Annotated in this window: 17 protein-coding genes and 1 tRNA gene; 7 read left to right on the top strand and 11 right to left on the bottom strand. The window is 64.9% G+C overall.

What is annotated here, in order from left to right:
• Positions 1-176 precede the first annotated feature (176 nt).
• Entirely contained in the window at positions 177-1307 is a 1131-nt protein-coding gene (locus tag AC07X9_RS16370) for a GNAT family N-acetyltransferase (protein WP_017183947.1), read from the top strand.
• The gene (locus AC07X9_RS16365; protein ID WP_017183946.1) at positions 1304-2173 is read left to right on the top strand and encodes a cupin domain-containing protein; all 870 of its coding nucleotides are present in this window, start codon (positions 1304-1306) and stop codon (positions 2171-2173) included. The genes AC07X9_RS16370 and AC07X9_RS16365 overlap by 4 nt, the downstream gene beginning before the upstream one ends.
• On the opposite strand, the gene AC07X9_RS16360 is transcribed toward AC07X9_RS16365, so the two are convergent.
• From AC07X9_RS16360 to AC07X9_RS16350, 3 genes are read right to left on the bottom strand one after another with little or no spacing between them, the layout of a single operon-like run.
• Positions 2151-3221 carry a GNAT family N-acetyltransferase gene (locus tag AC07X9_RS16360; protein ID WP_017183945.1) on the bottom strand — a complete coding sequence of 357 codons (1071 nt, stop codon included), beginning with the start codon at positions 3219-3221 and terminating at the stop codon, positions 2151-2153. The two genes, AC07X9_RS16365 and AC07X9_RS16360, sit on opposite strands and share 23 nt — an antisense overlap.
• Before the next feature lie 45 nt (positions 3222-3266).
• A complete protein-coding gene (locus AC07X9_RS16355) occupies positions 3267-3632 on the bottom strand; it encodes an Mpo1-like protein (protein WP_017183944.1) in 366 nt (121 codons plus the stop codon).
• Positions 3633-3690: 58 nt separating this feature from the next.
• Positions 3691-4680 carry a serine hydrolase gene (locus tag AC07X9_RS16350; RefSeq protein WP_017183943.1) on the bottom strand — a complete coding sequence of 330 codons (990 nt, stop codon included), beginning with the start codon at positions 4678-4680 and terminating at the stop codon, positions 3691-3693.
• Between the two features lie 95 nt (positions 4681-4775).
• Between AC07X9_RS16350 and ung the strand changes: the two genes are divergently transcribed.
• Positions 4776-5462 (top strand): uracil-DNA glycosylase, encoded by a 687-nt coding sequence (ung, locus tag AC07X9_RS16345; protein WP_017183942.1) that lies wholly within the window; start codon positions 4776-4778, stop codon positions 5460-5462.
• Positions 5463-5469: 7 nt separating this feature from the next.
• Entirely contained in the window at positions 5470-5649 is a 180-nt protein-coding gene (locus tag AC07X9_RS16340) for a hypothetical protein (RefSeq protein WP_017183941.1), read from the top strand.
• Positions 5650-5757: 108 nt separating this feature from the next.
• Here the strand turns inward: AC07X9_RS16340 and rpoZ are convergent, their stop codons facing one another.
• Positions 5758-6102, bottom strand: a complete 345-nt coding sequence (rpoZ, locus tag AC07X9_RS16335) for a DNA-directed RNA polymerase subunit omega (protein ID WP_026002539.1) — start codon at positions 6100-6102, stop codon at positions 5758-5760.
• An 83-nt stretch (positions 6103-6185) separates the two neighbouring features.
• On the opposite strand from rpoZ, the gene AC07X9_RS16330 reads away from it, so the two are divergent.
• Positions 6186-7424 carry a phospholipase D-like domain-containing protein gene (locus AC07X9_RS16330; RefSeq protein ID WP_017183939.1) on the top strand — a complete coding sequence of 413 codons (1239 nt, stop codon included), beginning with the start codon at positions 6186-6188 and terminating at the stop codon, positions 7422-7424.
• A 38-nt stretch (positions 7425-7462) separates the two neighbouring features.
• On the opposite strand, the gene AC07X9_RS16325 is transcribed toward AC07X9_RS16330, so the two are convergent.
• The 7 genes from AC07X9_RS16325 to AC07X9_RS16295 all read right to left on the bottom strand — a co-directional run bounded on the left by AC07X9_RS16325 (position 7463) and on the right by AC07X9_RS16295 (position 13796).
• Positions 7463-7831: a hypothetical protein gene (locus tag AC07X9_RS16325; protein ID WP_017183938.1), complete on the bottom strand. Its 369-nt coding sequence runs from the start codon at positions 7829-7831 to the stop codon at positions 7463-7465.
• 122 nt (positions 7832-7953) lie between these two features.
• Positions 7954-8520: a hypothetical protein gene (locus AC07X9_RS16320; protein WP_017183937.1), complete on the bottom strand. Its 567-nt coding sequence runs from the start codon at positions 8518-8520 to the stop codon at positions 7954-7956.
• Positions 8517-9881, bottom strand: a complete 1365-nt coding sequence (locus AC07X9_RS16315) for a sensor histidine kinase (RefSeq protein WP_017183936.1) — start codon at positions 9879-9881, stop codon at positions 8517-8519. The genes AC07X9_RS16320 and AC07X9_RS16315 overlap by 4 nt, the downstream gene beginning before the upstream one ends.
• Positions 9874-10611, bottom strand: a complete 738-nt coding sequence (locus AC07X9_RS16310; RefSeq protein WP_017183935.1) for a response regulator transcription factor — start codon at positions 10609-10611, stop codon at positions 9874-9876. The genes AC07X9_RS16315 and AC07X9_RS16310 overlap by 8 nt, the downstream gene beginning before the upstream one ends.
• A 70-nt stretch (positions 10612-10681) precedes the next feature.
• Positions 10682-11512: a sulfite exporter TauE/SafE family protein gene (locus AC07X9_RS16305; protein WP_017183934.1), complete on the bottom strand. Its 831-nt coding sequence runs from the start codon at positions 11510-11512 to the stop codon at positions 10682-10684.
• Positions 11513-11731: 219 nt separating this feature from the next.
• Positions 11732-12847, bottom strand: coding sequence for an alanine dehydrogenase (gene ald, locus AC07X9_RS16300; RefSeq protein WP_017183932.1), 1116 nt, complete (start codon positions 12845-12847; stop codon positions 11732-11734).
• 58 nt (positions 12848-12905) lie between these two features.
• Complete coding sequence (locus tag AC07X9_RS16295; protein ID WP_017183931.1) at positions 12906-13796, bottom strand: peptidylprolyl isomerase; 891 nt, start codon at positions 13794-13796, stop codon at positions 12906-12908.
• 93 nt (positions 13797-13889) lie between these two features.
• On the opposite strand from AC07X9_RS16295, the gene AC07X9_RS16290 reads away from it, so the two are divergent.
• Positions 13890-13980 (top strand) — tRNA-Ser (locus AC07X9_RS16290).
• Positions 13981-14303: 323 nt separating this feature from the next.
• Positions 14304-16577 carry a TonB-dependent receptor gene (locus tag AC07X9_RS16285; protein ID WP_086485920.1) on the top strand — a complete coding sequence of 758 codons (2274 nt, stop codon included), beginning with the start codon at positions 14304-14306 and terminating at the stop codon, positions 16575-16577.
• The last annotated feature ends 5 nt before the right edge of the window (positions 16578-16582 follow it).

Raw genomic sequence — 16582 nt, 5'->3', positions numbered from 1 at the left:
TCATTCTCCCACGCGAAGTCGCGCCAGCGGGCGGCGCACCCTGTCAGTCACACCAAAGTGGCGGGCAAAGTAAAGGCCTTTTCGCGCCCCATTTGCCCGATAAACCATCCTGTGGCTTCGCGCCTAGCGGGCAAAGTTTAGGCTTTCCCTAATCTTTGCCATTTAAGGCGAAACCGATGGACATGGCATTGCACCCATCGCGCCCCGTCCCCCTGCCAACGGGGGCGAAGCCGCGTGCGCGCTGGGCGGCGCTAGCGAAGGAGGCGGCGGAAGCCAATGCCTTTTATGCGCCCGACATGCTGGGCGCGGCGATCGACCATCTCGCCACCGACGCGCATGTCCGGTTGATCGAAGCGCGGGTGGGCGACCATCTGATCGGGCTGTTGCCGGTCGTGGTGCAGCCGCGCCATGGCCGCATGCCGATCGGCTGCGTGTCCAACTGGATGCACGATCATTGCTTCTTTGGCGCGCCGATGATTCGCGAAGGGCAGGAAGTCGCGGCGTGGCGCAGTTTCCTGGCGCAGCTGGATGACGCCCCCTGGGCGCGTGGCTTTTTGCATATGGAGGGGCTGGACGCGGCCGGGGCGAATGCCGCCGCGCTGGAAGCGCTGTGCGTCGAACAGCGGCGCGGACGGCGCGAGATTCACCGCTACGATCGGGCGATGCTGCGGTCGGACCTGTCGGCCGACGCCTATTGGGACACCAATGTTCGCGCCAAAAAGCGCAAGGAAATCCGACGCCTGCAAAAGCGGCTTGCCGAACTTGGCACGGTCGAGACCCGGCTGCTCACCGAACGCGCCGACCTGCCGCACTGGTGCGCCGATTTTCTGGCGCTCGAAGCGTCGGGCTGGAAGGGGCAGGAGGGTACGGCGCTCGCCTGCAAGCCCGCCGACGCCACCTTTTTCCGTGCGGCCTGCGCGGCGGCATTCGAGGCCGGGCGGCTGCATATGCTGCGCATCGACCTGGATGGCCGGGCGATCGCCATGCTGGCCAATTTCCGCCATGGTGCAGGCGCCTTTTCATTCAAGATCGCCTTTGACGAAGCGCTGGGCCGCTTTTCGCCGGGCGTGCTGATCGAGATCGCCAATCTGCACGCGGTGCAGGATGATCCCGCTATCGGCTGGATGGACAGTTGCGCCGCGCCTGACCATCCGATGATCGACAGCCTGTGGGCGGAACGGCGGACGATCGTGCAATATCGCATCGCGCTGCGCGGCACCGGCCTGGCGCGGGTCCAGCGCGCCGCCGCCTTCGCCCTTGTCAACGGCCTTGAAACCCTGGCCAGCCTATTGAAAGGACAGCGATGACCGCCCATCGCCCGATCGCCGCGACTCACGAAGCGACCTTCCCCGACAGCGCGCGCACGACCTTTGCCGCCGCCTATCCCGACCAGCCGGTCGCGCTAAGCCATAATCTGGTCGGCCACTCGCTGCTCAGCCTTGATGCGCTCGCCACGCTGGCAGAGCGGATGCCTGCGTCCAGCGTCGAATATAATCTGGGCAAGCTGCCCCTGGGCGTGCGACCGGAGGATACGCCGTCGAACGGCCTGACACTGGGCGAAACGATCCGCACCATCGAAACCAACGGCAGCTGGGCCGTGCTCAAAAATGTCGAGCGCGACCCGGCCTATGCCGCCCTGCTCGATGCGGCGCTGGCCGATCTGGAGCCGATCGTGGCGGCCAGGACCGGGCCGATGCTCCACCGCGAAGCCTTCATCTTCCTGACATCGCCGGGCAGCGTCACCCCGTTTCACATGGACCCGGAACATAATATCCTGCTCCAGATCATGGGGTCCAAGGTGATGACCATCTTCCCCGCGCGCGACGAGGCGCTGGTTCCGGCGCAGAAGAGCGAGGAATTTCATGGCGGTGGCCATCGCAATCTGGTCTGGCAGGACGGGTTCAAGGCGCTGGGCGCGCCCTACCCGCTCCACCCCGGCGACGCGGTGCATGTGCCGGTCAAGGCCCCGCATTTCGTCGAAAATGGCCCTGCCGTATCGGTCAGCCTGTCGGTGACATGGCGGTCCGAACGCAGTGTGGCGGAAGGGGAGTTGCACAGTTTCAACGCGCTGCTGCGACGGCGCAAACTGCCGGTGGGCACCGTCAGTGACCGGCCTGAAAAGCAGAGCGTCCGACGGCTGGTCTATCGGGTCATGCGGAAGCTGGGCGCTTGAGGATATAGCGCAGCGCCGCTTCCGCCGCCAGCCGCGGCGAAAAACGTTCGATCACCCACCAGTCCAGACTCTCCTGACAGGTCGAGAGGCTCTGCTTGTAGCGATCCTTGCCCGCGAGCAGGGAATAAAGCGCCAGGCCGCGCGCGGCATAATGGTCGACAGCGGCGGCGTGGCAGAGCAGGCCCGGCTTGTCCTTGCCCGTGCGCGGATCGGCAAAGGCGGACTGATAGTTGAGCGCCTGCCCCCGATGGACGAAATTGACGAGCAGGCCGACGACCCCGCCCGCGTCGGTAAAGCGCAGCAGATCGACCGCGCCGCTGGCCCGTCCCTGTTCGACGATGGTGGTAACAAAGCCGCGAAAGGCGGGATCGTCCCAGGCATTGTCGGCATGACGCCCGCTGTTAAGCGCGGCCATTTCCGCCAGCCAGGGCGCAACTTCGTTAGCGCCTGCCCGCGCGACATGGGGCAGGCCGCCGCCATGATCCTTGATCGCGCGGCGGATCTGGCCGCGCGTATTGGCGCTGAGCAGCGAGAGATAGTCGCCCGCCACGCCGCGCACCCCGTCCAGATCGACCTGATAGACCGGCGAGGCGTCGACCCGGCGCTTCGTCCAGCAGGGCATGTCCAGCAGCGGCGAATCCGGCGCGATCCCGCTCAGCCGCAGCGCGCGCCAGTCACGACGGCGGCCCAGCGCGGCGATGGCGGCGGTCGCGGCCTCCGCCTCCCGCCCGCGCGCGGCAAGCAAGCCATTATATTCGACATAGGGCCGGTCGGCCTGCCCATCGCCCGACTGGTTGAGGCTCAGCGTCGCCGTGCGTCCCAGCAGGCGCGGCATCATTGCGTGACCGACCAGCGCCAGCGCGACATCTGCGCCTGACTCGTCCGTCACCGCCAGCAGTTCGGGGCGCACGTCATAGCTGGCCAGCCACGCGCCCACCCAGGTCCAGCTAAGGAAAAACGCCGCGTCCGCCTGCGCTTCGAGCGCCTTCCAGCGCGCGCCAAGCGCCGTCCGGTTCGGCAGGGGAAGAAATTGCGCGACAAGAGCCATTGCGCCCTCTTGTGGCAGAGCGCCGGGTGCGGTCAAGCAGTGGTGCTAGGCTGACACGCGCCGGTCGGGGTCCACCGTGCCATCGGGCCGCACCCCGGCACGCGCCAGATCGCGGCGGATATGCCCGGTCAAATAACGGTACCACATCACGAAATCGGCACGCAGCGACCAGAATGGATAGCGGAAGGTGGCAGGCCGGTTGCGTTCGATCAGGCCATGGCCGATCCATGCAAAACCATAGCCGACGACCGGCAGGGCCAGCGCCATCCACCAGCGCCCGGCAACGGGCGCCGCCGTCAGCAGCGCCACGACCATGCTGGTCCCGGTATAATGCAGGGCGCACGTGCCAGGACGCGCATGTTCTTGCAGATAATAGGGCCAGAAGTCGCGAAATCGGGTGATGGCGGGCACGGCAATCCTCTCTACCGCCACCCTATCCGCAGAGTTGATCGATGTTAAGGGCTGTGCGTCAGACCGTGCCTCTATCAGGCGCGAACAGAAAATAGTCATAACTTGCCCGCGCGGCTTCCGCCATGATGCGGTCGCGCGTCGCATGCCCCTTATGATCCTGCATCACGAATACGGTGATCGCGAACAGCCGTCCATCGGGCAGGCTGATGACGCCGGTATCATTGCCGGTGCCGTTGAGCGACCCGGTCTTGTGCGCGACCAGCGTACCGGGCGGCAACATGCCGGGCAGCCGCGCCTTGCCGGTGCGGCACCGTTCCATGATCGACAGCAAAGCCACCGTGCTGCGCCCCGACAGGGCTTTGCCGGTGCGAATCGCGGCGACCAGATCGGTCATCGCGGTCGGCGTGGCGGTATCGCGCGGGTCGCGGGCGAAGGCGATGTTGGGAATGTCATGTGCATCGCGTTCGCGCAACGCCGGGTCGGCCGCCATCGCAGCGGCGACATTGCGGTGGAAATTGCCCGGCTGGGGGGCAAGGCCCATGGCGCGATACAGAAGGTCGGCGGTGTTGCTGTCCACCCGCAGACCCCGGATGCCCAGCCCCGCGACCCATTGATGCACCGCCGTCGGGCCGCCTGCCCGCGCGACGAGCAGGTCGGTCGCGTCATTGTCGCTGCGGGTCAGCATCAGGTCCAGCAGCGTGGCAACCGAAACCGGACCCGCCGGGCTGGCCAGTTGCTCTTCCAGCGTCAGCGCGCCCGCGTCGATCATCGCAAAGATCCGCCCCGCCACCGCGACCTTGTAGGCGCTGGCCATCGGGAAGAGCGTATCGCCATTGAGCGAGAGCGTTTCCCCGGTGCCAAGGTCGCGCACGACGATGCCGACCGTGCCGTCGGTCAGGCTGGCAAAGCGCTGGAACTGGGCGATCAGGCGCGTTTCGGCGGTTTGCTGCACCGCTGTCTTGGTAGGGCCAAAGGCGTCGGCGTCGGGCAGTGGCGCGAGGAACAGGCCAAGGGCGGCGAGCATGGCGATGGGACGAAACGGAACCATGCGTCCCATGTCGCCAAAGCGCAGGCCAAGCGCAAGAGAGTTTGCCGCGATTCGCGCGTTGACAGGCCTTTGCCGGGCGGGCCATCACCCGCGCCATGAGTAGCGCGATCAAGTTGCACGAAAGCTGGCTGACCCCGCTGGCCGACCAGTTCACCACCCCGCATATGCAGGGACTGAAAGCCTTTCTGGCGGCGGAAAAGGCGGCGGGCAAACGCATCTTCCCCAAGGGGCGCGACTATTTCCGCGCGCTCGACCTCACCCCGCTGGACCAGGTCAAGGTCGTGATATTGGGGCAAGATCCCTATCATGGCGAAGGGCAGGCGCATGGCCTGTGCTTTTCGGTCCAGCCGGGCGTGCGCACCCCGCCATCCCTGGTCAACATCTACAAGGAGATGGAGGCGGACCTGGGCATCCCGCGTGTATCCCATGGATTTCTGGAACATTGGGCCAGGCAGGGCGTGCTGCTGCTCAACAGCGTGCTGACCGTCGAAATGGCGCGCGCCGCATCGCATCAGGGCAAGGGGTGGGAATTGTTCACCGATGCCGTCGTGCGACTGGTGGCGGAGCAGGAAAAGCCCACCGTATTCCTGTTGTGGGGCGCTTATGCCCAGCGCAAGGCGGCGTTTGTCGATCAAAGCCGGCATCTGGTGCTGAAGTCCGCCCACCCTTCCCCGCTATCTGCCCATAACGGCTTTCACGGATCGCGACCCTTTTCGCAGGCCAACGCCTTTCTGGAAGCGCATGGGCGCGGGCCGATCGACTGGGCCTTGCCGCCGCTGTGACTGATCTGTGAAAAGCACCCGCCTGCGCATCTGTGCCGCCAAGCGCCGCTATCCGACGCAGGAGCAGGCGCAGGCAGCGGTTGAGCAGGCGACCATCATCCTCCGCCCCTATCGCTGCGACCGCTGCGGGCAATTTCACCTCACCAGCCGGACCAAAGGCAAGCGCATCGCGCGGCCTGCGGGGTGAGCGCGCGCTTCTCCCTGAAGGGAGAGGGAATAGCCGCCGCCAATAAGTGAGGCCCGGTCCTGCTTGCGCAGGCCGGGCCTCTTCCCTCTCCAAACTCAATCCCGTGGATCAGCCGTCGTAATCGCCGCCGATATTCTGGTTGCGCGGCGGCGCAGCGGCGGTCAGGCGCAGGGCTTCGGCCGACTGCGCGATCGAGCCGATTTCGTCCGGCGTATCGTCATCGTCAATCTGCACCTTCTGAAGCGAGGCGACAACCGAATCATGCAGTTCGGCGGGCAGCACCGTTTCTTCAGCGATTTCGCGCAGGGCGACGACGGGATTCTTGTCCCGGTCGCGGTCCACGGTCAGCTCTGCGCCGCCCGAAATTTCCCGCGCGCGCTGGGCGGCGAGCAGAACGAGGTCAAAACGGTTGGTAACCTTGTCGACGCAATCTTCGACGGTAACGCGGGCCAAACGGGCCTCCTGCAACAAATGGAATAATCAGTTGGCCGGTTAGCAGCGCCCCTGTTACAAGTCAATGAAAAGGCCATAAAGCCATGGCGCGCGCTGCCAAAAGGCGGCATGAGGGCGCGATGGCGACCCACAGGCCAGCAGGCGCGCAAGCCGACGTGCCCGACATCGCCGTCACGCTGGACGGCAATCACCTGCGCCTGATCGTCGACGGCGCAGCCCTGCTGGATGCGCTGATCGCACTGATTGCAGGGGCGCGGACGTCGCTCAAACTCTATTATTATATCTTTTCCGGTGATGACTGCGGTATGGCGGTGCGTGATGCCCTGGTCGCGGCGCGGGCGCGCGGCGTGGTGGTGACGCTGATGGTCGACGGCTTTGGATCGGCGCGCACGCCCGACAGCTTCTTTGCCCCTCTGGTGGAGGCAGGCGCCCATTTCGGCCGTTTCGGCACGCGCCGGTCCACCCGCTACCTGATCCGCAACCATCAGAAGATGGCGATTGCCGATGACACGCAGGTGCTGATCGGCGGCTTCAATGTCGAAAACGGCTATTTCGGCATCCCGCCGCGCGATAGCTGGGCGGACATGGGCCTATGGATAGAGGGTCCGCAGGTCGAGGCGATGACCCGCTGGTATGGGCAGCTATGGCGCTGGGTCTCGACCAAAAAGCAGCGGTTCCGCACGCTGCGGCGCATGGTGCGCCACTGGCACCCTTCGCTCCATCATGACCCGGCCGATCCGTTCCGCTGGCTGATCGGCGGGCCGACCCGGCGGCTCAGCCCCTGGGCGCAGGTGGTCAAGCATGATCTGGAGCATGCGCAGCGCGTCGACATGGTCGCGGCCTATTTTTCGCCGGGACGCGGGATGCTCAAGCGAATCGCCCGCGCCGCAGGTCGCAAGGGCGCGCGGATCATCCTGCCCGCCAAATCGGACAATCGCACGACGATAGAGGCGGCGCGGCTGCTCTATGGCCCACTGCTCAAGCGTGGCGTAAAGATCGCCGAATATAGCCCGCGCAAATTGCATATGAAGCTGATCGTCATCGACGATGCCGTGTTTATCGGATCGGCCAATTTCGACATGCGCAGCCTGTTCATCAATCTGGAGGTCATGCTGCGGATCGACGATGCCGGGTTCGCGACGTCGGTGCGCGGGCTGATCGATCGGTTGGCGCGGGACAGCCAGTTGGTAACGATGGAAAGCCACCGCGCCACCCGCACGATGGTGACGCTGGTCAAGCAATGGATCAGCTATCTGCTGGTCGGCGTGCTCGACTATACCGTCACGCGGCGGCTGAATTTCCGCGATCCCGACGCCGACTGAGGGACGGGGAAAGGGCAGTCCCCTCCCCCGTCGCCTCTTCACCGGCCATTATCGCTCAACACGCGCACCTGCCCGACCGGATAGCCTTTTTCGGCCATTTCCTTGGCATAGTCGCCGCGGGCGTCGGCCAGTTCGGCGCGATATTCTTCCCAGGCGTCCCGATTATCCTCCGCATCGGACGAGCGGCGCAGATCCTTGGTCAATTCCTTGCGCGCTTCGGCCAGGTCGGTCTGATAATTGAACCAATAATCATTCTCGACCCCGGCGATCGGCGACTGATAGGTCAACTGGTTTTCCACCTGCGCCAATTGCTCTTCATAGCTGATCGGGCCTTCACCCTGCGCGAAAGCCGTGGTGGAGGTCAGGGTGAACAGGGCAGCAGCGGCCAGAAAGGACGAACGCTTCATCGGGTTTCTCCTCATTCCTCATGAAACATGGAGGACACAACGCCCCGACCCCGGCCTTTTTCGCCTGAATGAACTGACAGAATGGATGAAGCGCGCCCGCGCAGCGACGAACCGAGCGGCGGTCAGCGCATGATCAGATAGAATCCCGCAGGCGTCGATCCGCCATTTTCTATCACAATATCATAGCGTTCGGTAAAGACCGGCAGCCAGGCGCAGTCCGCCTGCGGCCCGCCGACCGCTTTCGCGCACAGGGTCGCGCCGTCGCTCCCCTGTACCCGGATCGACAGGCCAGCGCCGCCAGCCCCACTCGCCGGGGCAATGGAAATCTGCGCGCGCTGCCCGGCCAGGAATAATTGCCGCATGGTGAAGCTGCCGCCCGCCTCCAGCAAGCCGCGCCGGTAGGCCGGACCCAGAGCCCGCCCGCGAAAGGCCAGGGTGGATCGGGTCACGCCGCGCGTCTGCGCCTCCTGCGTCCAGAGCGCGGCGAGGTCATCCTGTCCCTCGGCGGGCGTCGCGCCCAAGGCCTTGAGAATCTGCGCCACGTCCATAAGCTGCGCCGCATTGCCGCCAGCCAGTGCGGCGTCCCCCTCCATCAACGTGCGCAGCACCGGGTCGGCGGGCAGCATGTCCGCGGCGGGCGCAGCGGGCGGCGCGACAAGCAGCAATGCGGGCAGCAACAGCCTAATCATCCCGACCCTCCAGCCGCCAGATCCTCCAACTGGACGACGAACCGCGCACCGGGCGCGGCATCCTCCACATGCAGCGACAGTTCATGCCGCTGCGCAATCGCTCTGGCAAGCGCCAGTCCCAGCCCATGCCCGCCGCCTGACCCGACATCAAGCCGAACATAGCGTTCGAAAATGCGCGTGCGGTCGGCGGCGGGGATGCCGGGGCCGTCATCCTGCACGATGATGCGCGGGCCGGGCGACAGGATCAGCGCCACCGACCCGCCGCTCGGCACATATTTGAACGCATTGTCGAGCAGGTTGGACATCAGCCGCATCATCTGCATCGGGTCCGCGCGCAGCATGACGCCGGGCGTGATCCGGGCATGAAAGCCGATGCCCAATTCTTCGGCGCTTGCGCCATAAAGGTCCGCCAGCGTCTCGGCTATGTCGCTCAAATCGACTTCCGCCAGCCCGCGCAGGTCACCGCGCAGCGCCTGCGTGCCCGCTATGTCGAGCAGCGAATCGAGCAATCGCACGACCCCGCGAATCTCGCCGCGCGACTGGTCGAGCGTGCGCAGCAGCGTGCTGTCCTGCGTCCCTTCCATCGCCTTCAATATGCGGGTGTCGAGGTGCATCAGCGGCGTGCGGATCTCATGCGCGGTCTGGTCCGACACGGCGCGCTGCGCCTCTATCAGCCGTTCGACCTGATCCAGCATCGCATTGGTGTTGGCGGCCAGTTCGGCCAGTTCGTCACTGGTCCCGGCGCCCGGCGCCCGTGCCGCAATCCGCCCGGCCCGAACCGCCGCGAAGGTGGCGTTGACCGCCTCCACCCGAACGCGCAGGCGGCGCGCGGCAAAATGACCCGCCAGCAGGCTGAACAACGCGATCAGCGCGCCCGCGACGGCAAAGGCCATCGCCAGCCGGGCAAGCAGCGCCTGCCCGCGCACATCGCTGCGCCCGACCAGCAATTGCGCCGACGGGCCAAGCCGGGTCGCCCGCGCGAACATGCGCTGCCCATCGGGCAGGGTGACGAATCGCGCTTCGGAAACATGGGCGGACAATTTGGGCCAGCGGTCGAGATTGCCTGCGATGCGCCGTCCCTGCGCGTCGGCCAGCAGATACCAGCCCTGTTCGCCATCCTGCTGTTCGACCGACAGCCGGTCGGCGATGCGCGCGCGCAATTCCGCGTCGCCGCCGCTGACATAAATATCCGCCAGCCCGGCCAGATCGGTATCGACCTCCCGCGCCAGCCTCGCCCGGCCATCATCGACGACAATCTTTTCCACCACCAGGAACAGCGCCAGCGTCGACAACAGGCTGACCAGCAGCGCCGACAGGGTGACCCGGCCAAAGACCGAGTGGAACAGATTGATCCTAGCCACCGGCCGGTCCGCTGGTCGATCCGCCGGCAGGCCCGGCCCCGACCGCGATCAGCCGGTACCCGGTGCCCCACACCGTTTCCAGCACGGGGCTGTCAAACCCCTCCTCCAGCTTGCGGCGCAGGCGGCCGACATTGACGTCGACGACATTGGTCTGCGGATCGAAATTCAGCTTCCACACATGGCGAAGCAGCATTTCGCGCGTCACCACCTCACCCGCATGGTCCATCAGGTAGCGGAACAGTTCAAATTCCTTGGGCGACAGCGCCAGATGCCGACCCTGTCGATAGGCGGTGCGCGCCTTGGCATGACATTCCAGATCGCCAAACAGCAAAACCGGATCATGGCTGCGGCGACTGGCGCGCCGCCACAAGGCCCGGACGCGGGCGACCAGTTCGTCCGGCTCGAACGGCTTGGCGAGATAGTCGTCGACCCCGCTTTCCAGTCCTTCGACCCGATGTTCGCTGCGCCCCAGCGCGGACAGCATCAGGACCGGCGCCCCTACCCCTGCGCCGCGCAGCCGGGTGACGATGTCGATGCCCGAATAGCCAGGCAGCATCCGGTCCAGGATCAGCACGTCATGGCTGCCGCTGCCCGCGCGCGTCAGGCCGGTCGCGCCATCTTCGGCCTGTTCCACGCTGATGCCCGCGCTGCTGAGGATCGCGGCGATATTGGCGCGCGCTGCCGCGTCATCCTCCACCAACAGCACGGAAATCTGGTCACTATGCCCCATAACGCCCCCCGCTACACGAATGAAGGGAAAGGCCGCCAGTGACAATGGCTGTTAGTGACGCCCCACGCCGTCAGATTTTCAGGGCGTTGCGGAACATGACGAAGGCGATGACGACCAGATAGACGCCAAAAATCTTCTTGAGCGGCTTGGCGGGCAGCGCATGGGCGACTGCGACGCCGAGCGGCGCGGTCAGCACCGACATGGAGGCAATCGCCAGCGTCGCGGGCACATTGACATAGCCCAGCGACCCCCAGGGCAGGCCGGTTTCCTTAAGGCCGATCAGCGCAAAGCCGATCGCGCTGGGAATGGCGATCAGCGTGCCGACGCCGGACGCAGTGGCAATCGCGCGGTGGATCGAGCGACCGCACAAGGTCATCACCATGATCGCGATCGTCCCGCCGCCGATCCCCAGCAGCGCGGAAAATGTGCCCAGCCCCCCGGCAATGCCGACCCGCGCGATCCCCGACGGCATGTCCTGGCTGATCACCTTGTCGCCGACCTTGGGCAGCAGGAAGTTGAGCGACATCAGGAATACGCCCCCGGCGAAGATCATGGTCAGGATGCGCCCGTCGACATGGCCTGCCAACAACACGCCCATGCCATCGCCCAGGATGATCCACGGCGCCCAGGTCTTGAGTATCTCAAACTCCACCGCCCCGCGCTTGGCATGGGACAGGAGCGAGCGAATGGAGGTGACGATGATCGTCGCCGCCGACGTGCCGATCGCGACATGGGCGATGGCATCGTGCGTGCCGCCCAGCAGGGGCAGCACGACGAACAAGGCAGGCACGACGACGAAGCCGCCGCCAATACCGAAAATGCCCGCGGCAAAGCCGGCGAACAGCCCCGCCGCCAGCATGGAAACCAGCGGCACCAGCCAGGTCATGACATCACCGTGCATCACCGCGCCCCCTGTTCCCGTGCCTGACCCTTGATCAAGCTGTTGCTAACGCCCTTGCAGGTCAAGGGGGCGAATGTCGGGGAATCGATCATCACGGGAAACCATGCCTCTCTTCGGCGAAACCGGATAAGGGACACGGAACAGCGCCCCTTGTCTGGCTAGACGAACAGGCGAGGCTAACCCGCAACAGGAACAGGCAAAAGTTGGACGGTGGCTTATCTAGGCGACCGCCTGTGCCGCCGAAACATGATCCAGACCCAGCGCGTCCGCGACCGCGCCATAGGTGATCTTGCCGTCCCACACATTGAGGCCCGCCAGCAAATGCGGGTCGCTGCGCAACGCATCCTTCCATCCCAGATCGGCGATCCGCAACGCATGGGGCAGCGTCACATTGTTGAGCGCATAGGTGCTGGTGCGGGCCACAGCGCCCGGCATGTTGGCGACGCAATAATGGACGATGCCATCGACGATATAGGTCGGGTCGGCATGGGTGGTGGCATGGCTGGTTTCGAAACAGCCGCCCTGGTCGATCGCGACATCGACCAGCACCGCGCCCTTCTTCATGCTTTTGAGCATGTCCGCGCTGACCAGCTTGGGCGCGGCCGCGCCGGGGATCAGCACCGCGCCGATCACCAGATCAGCGTCCGCCACGCAATCGGCCAGATTGGCGCGGTTGGAAAAGCGCGTCTTGGCCCGCGCTTCGAAATACATGCCCAGCCGCTCCAGCACTTGCGGGCTGCGGTCCAGAATCGTCACGTCCGCGCCCAGCCCCGCCGCCATCTGCGCCGCGTTGAAGCCGACCACGCCGCCGCCGATCACCGCCACCTTGGCAGGCAGCACGCCCGGCACCCCGCCCAGCAGCACGCCACGCCCGCCATGCGCCTTTTCCAGCGCCGTCGCGCCCGCCTGGATCGACATGCGACCAGCCACCTGGCTCATGGGTTTGAGCAGCGGCAGGCCACCCTGATCGTCCGTCACCGTTTCATAGGCGATGCAGACGGCCCCGCTGGCGATCAGATCGCGGGTCTGGTCGGGATCGGGGGCCAGATGCAGATAGGTGTAGAGGATCTGCCCGGCGCGCAGCATGGCGCGTTCGCCCGGTTGCGGCTCCTTGACCTTCACGATCATTTCGGCGCTGGCGAATATCTCCGCAGCGGTGGCTACGATCCTGGCGCTCGCCTTCTCATACAGCGCATCATGCGCGCCGATCCCGTCGCCCGCGCCCGTTTCCACCAGCACCTCATGACCATGCGCGGTCAGTTCATGGACGCTTTCGGGAGTCAGCCCGACGCGATATTCGTGATTCTTGATTTCCTTGACGGTGCCTACGATCATCCGCTCTCTCCCGCTATCATGCTGCGGCTATAGCGCGAATGGGGCGGCGAATGTTCCTTTATGGCGCGGCGCGCACCGGCACCGGCGCATTGCACAGATCGACGCCGCCAGCAGGGCGATCGTAAAAATCATCCTTCCGGTTGGCGCGCAGCCGCAAATAGGCGGCAAAGCTGGGCGAAGCGACGTCCATCACCTGAAAATGCGGCCGTTCGGCTTCAGGCAATTCGCTCGCCAGTCGCACCGACAGGATCGGCACTGTCTTTTCGTCGGCCGTGTAGAAACCCAGTTCGCCCGATCCGCGCGGCAGACTGGACAGATGCGCCATGCCCTCGACCACCCGGCCGACCACGGCGATATTGCGATCAAGCTGGCGCGGGGCCTGCCCGTTCACGGCGTAAAGCTCCGCCCCCGTTCCCGCATCGGGCGAGACATTGCGGCCGACGCCGATAAAGCCATAGCAATGCGGCAGCCACGCGCTATCGCCGTCCATCGCCATCGGCCAGCCATCGACATAGCCCGTCTTGGGCGCATAGGCGTCCGCCGAGGGCGAGGGGGTGATCGCCAGCCGCACATTGGCGATCGATCGGACATAATCGGCCGGACTGGTGGGCGACAGGCCAGGCGGCAACGGCTTCTTCTCGGTCGCATCGCCCCATTGCACGACATAATTGTCCTGCACCCGGTTGATGCTGGTCCCGTCCCACCAGTGCGCCTTTGCCAGCGCGCGGATATTGGCGACATGGCGCGGCGCAAAGGCCGGCGCGACCTCTATCACCACGCGCTTGCCCCCCTCGATCGTCATCACCAGCAGATTTTCCGCCGCAATCGCGCGCCAGGCGCTGGCCGGGGCGGCGGCCACCACGGCAGCGGGCGTTGCGGGCGGATCAGCGGCGATGGCGGCAGAAGCGGGTATAAAAGCGAGCAGCGCGGGCGCGAAAAATCGGATCATGTCCCGATCAGAGCGTCACCGCGCAGGAAAGTAAAGCATCCCCTTGCCTAGCCGCCTTCGCCGCGATAGGGAGCGCCACTTCCAGAGCAATGCGGAGCGGTGGCCGAGTGGTCGAAGGCGCTCGCCTGGAAAGTGAGTATACGCCAAAAGCGTATCCAGGGTTCGAATCCCTGCCGCTCCGCCACCACATCTCTGCTTTCAAATAATTCTCTAAAATCCGGCTGGTGCGGATCTATGGTTGCCGCCCTGTTGTGATCGCGGTTTGGCATGCCGCCTGCTCGCCTCTGTGCCGCAACTACGCGCCGCAACAAGGCATGCTGAGGGCCGCTGTCACGATCATGGCGACAGGTCCAGACGGGCCGTTTCGGCGCCATTAGGAACCGGTATTGTATGACAATATAATATCGTAACTTTCACGACATTGTCATGTCCCGGCAGTCGACGAGTCACATCCTTCCGGCAACGGCGTCCTCATCCATAAAGGGGGTTCGCACCATGACACGCCGTATGAAAATTTTTGCCGTCCTGCTCGCCAGCAGCACAGCCTTCCCCGCCATCGCCCAGACCGCTGCGCCTGACGCGGAAGTGGCCGGTGGCGAACAGATCATCGTTACCGCCCAGAAGATCGAACAGCGCGCGATGGATGTGCCAATCACCATCTCGGCCGTCAGCGGCAAGCGGATGGAGCAAATCGGCGTTTCGGACCTCGACGAACTGTCCAACTATATCCCCGGCCTCAACATCCAGGAACAGAGCGCCAATAATCCCGGCATCGTCATTCGCGGCATCACGTCCGACAGCGGGTCGGCGCAACAGGCGCCGCGCGTCACCCTCTATTATAATGGCATCGATATTTCGCGCTCGCGCGGCTCCTATCAGGATATTTACGATATGGAGCGGATCGAGGTCATCAAGGGACCGCAGGCGACATTGTTCGGCACAGCGTCGGCGGTGGGCGCGATCAGCATGATCTCCGCCCGGCCCAAGCCCGGCTTTTCCGCCGAACTGACTGCGGGCTACGGCAATTATGATTCCAAGCTGCTGAGCGGCTTCGTCAATGGCGGGTCGGACAAGGTCGCCGGACGCATCGCCTTTGCCTGGAAAAAGCGCGACGGCTATGTGAAGAATCTGTCCGCGACGCAGGATGATCTCTATGCCCGCGACCAGCTGGGCGTGCGCGGCTCGCTGCGCCTCAAGCCAACCGACAGCTTCACCGCCGACCTTATCCTGACCTATGACCGCCAGCGCAATTCCGGCACGCCCTTCATATCCCGCGCGCTGCCGACATCGGAAGGGCCGGGCAACCCGTTCGGCGCGGCCAATCTGAGCGGTTCGCCGCTGTCGTCGACCGTGCTGGGCGGCGACAAGCTTGGCCTGCACCGCGACGTCTATGACGCGAACCTGACCTTCAGCTGGGATTTCGCCGACGACTGGACGCTGACGATGGTCAATGGCTATCGCAAGTTCGACAGCAACGAAGTCTTTGACGCCGACGGGTCGGCCGCCTGGTATCTGGAATTTGCCGAGGAGGCGAAGGGCTGGCAAGCCAGCCACGAAACCCGCTTCGCCTATGCCGGCGATCATTTCCGCGGCGCGTTCGGCTGGAACCTGTTTCGCGAGGATAACCACCAGCGCGTGCCCTTTTCGACCGAAGAAGGCACCTATCTCCAGTGCGCCGCGCGCCTGATCCCCGGCCTCCCCTGCGTCGCGGCCAACGGCACCGTCGCCGCGTCGCAGGCGACCGCGATCCTCACCAACGGCGCGGCCACCGTCATTCCCTACAGCTCGGTCTTTGAAAATCAGGGCAAGAATGACAGCTATTCGATGTTCGCCGACGGCACCTGGCTCGCCAGCCCGTCGCTGGAACTGACGGCTGGCATCCGCGCGCTGATCGAAGAACGCCGGTCGGGCTATGTGACCAATGTGCCCAATTCCGTGCTGACCCACGCGCCCCTCATTCCGGGTCAGGTCAACACCAATGGTCGCGTCCTGCGGACCCAGAGCAGCTTCGCGGCCTTCCTGCCGCGTTTCAACATCCTCTATCGCTTCTCGCCCGCCCTGAACGGTTTTGCCACCGTGTCGAAGGGCCGCCGCTCGCCGACCGTCAATCTGGACGCTGCCGCCGGGGGCGTCGCCCGCATCAACCGGATCGCGGAAGAAAATGTCTGGAACTATGAAGTCGGGCTGAAGGGCAATAGCGGCATCTTCTCCGGCTCGCTGGGCGTCTACTATCAGACCTATGATAATTTCCAGGTGAGCGTGACCGGCAGCGACGGCGTGACCCGCACGGTCAGCGCTGGCACGGCCAGCAACCTTGGCGTTGAAGCGGAAGTCGCGATCCAGCCTACCAGCTGGCTCAACATATTCGCCAATGGCGGCTATATCGATGGCGGCATCGACGACAAGCCGGCCAATGGTCGCTTCGCCGGGGACCAGTTCCGCCTCCAGCCCAGATTTCAGGCGGCGGCTGGCTTCACGATCGATGCGCCGATGGGCAACGGCATGCGCGTCTTTGCGACGCCCAGCCTTACCTATCGCAGCAAAATCTATTTCGAAGTGCCCAACAGCGAAGCAATCAGCCAGAAGGGCGTGATGCTGGTCAACCTGCGCGCAGGCGTCAGCTTTGCCGAGGATCGCTACGAAATTTCCGCTTTCGTGCGCAACGCGACAGACAGGAATTACCTGCTCGACGCAGGCAATACCGGGGGCGCCTTTGGCATCCCGACCTTCATCCCCGCCGAACCGCGCTTCTACGGCGCGCAGCTGACCGGCCGTTTCTGAACGGC

This window comes from Sphingobium sp. GW456-12-10-14-TSB1 (genome assembly GCF_059424385.1).
This window is presented reverse-complemented; position numbering and strand designations above follow the sequence as displayed.

Coding starts and splice junctions, on each gene's coding strand:
- AC07X9_RS16295 (WP_017183931.1), bottom strand. CDS start 13,796: ATGATCCGATTTTTCGCGCCCGCGCTGCTCGCTTTTATACCCGCTTCT.
- AC07X9_RS16360 (WP_017183945.1), bottom strand. CDS start 3,221: ATGGCTCTTGTCGCGCAATTTCTTCCCCTGCCGAACCGGACGGCGCTT.
- AC07X9_RS16320 (WP_017183937.1), bottom strand. CDS start 8,520: ATGATTAGGCTGTTGCTGCCCGCATTGCTGCTTGTCGCGCCGCCCGCT.
- AC07X9_RS16305 (WP_017183934.1), bottom strand. CDS start 11,512: ATGCACGGTGATGTCATGACCTGGCTGGTGCCGCTGGTTTCCATGCTG.
- AC07X9_RS16310 (WP_017183935.1), bottom strand. CDS start 10,611: ATGGGGCATAGTGACCAGATTTCCGTGCTGTTGGTGGAGGATGACGCG.
- ung (WP_017183942.1), top strand. CDS start 4,776: ATGAGTAGCGCGATCAAGTTGCACGAAAGCTGGCTGACCCCGCTGGCC.
- AC07X9_RS16370 (WP_017183947.1), top strand. CDS start 177: ATGGACATGGCATTGCACCCATCGCGCCCCGTCCCCCTGCCAACGGGG.
- AC07X9_RS16365 (WP_017183946.1), top strand. CDS start 1,304: ATGACCGCCCATCGCCCGATCGCCGCGACTCACGAAGCGACCTTCCCC.
- AC07X9_RS16325 (WP_017183938.1), bottom strand. CDS start 7,831: ATGAAGCGTTCGTCCTTTCTGGCCGCTGCTGCCCTGTTCACCCTGACC.
- AC07X9_RS16330 (WP_017183939.1), top strand. CDS start 6,186: ATGGCGCGCGCTGCCAAAAGGCGGCATGAGGGCGCGATGGCGACCCAC.
- AC07X9_RS16285 (WP_086485920.1), top strand. CDS start 14,304: ATGAAAATTTTTGCCGTCCTGCTCGCCAGCAGCACAGCCTTCCCCGCC.
- AC07X9_RS16350 (WP_017183943.1), bottom strand. CDS start 4,680: ATGGTTCCGTTTCGTCCCATCGCCATGCTCGCCGCCCTTGGCCTGTTC.
- ald (WP_017183932.1), bottom strand. CDS start 12,847: ATGATCGTAGGCACCGTCAAGGAAATCAAGAATCACGAATATCGCGTC.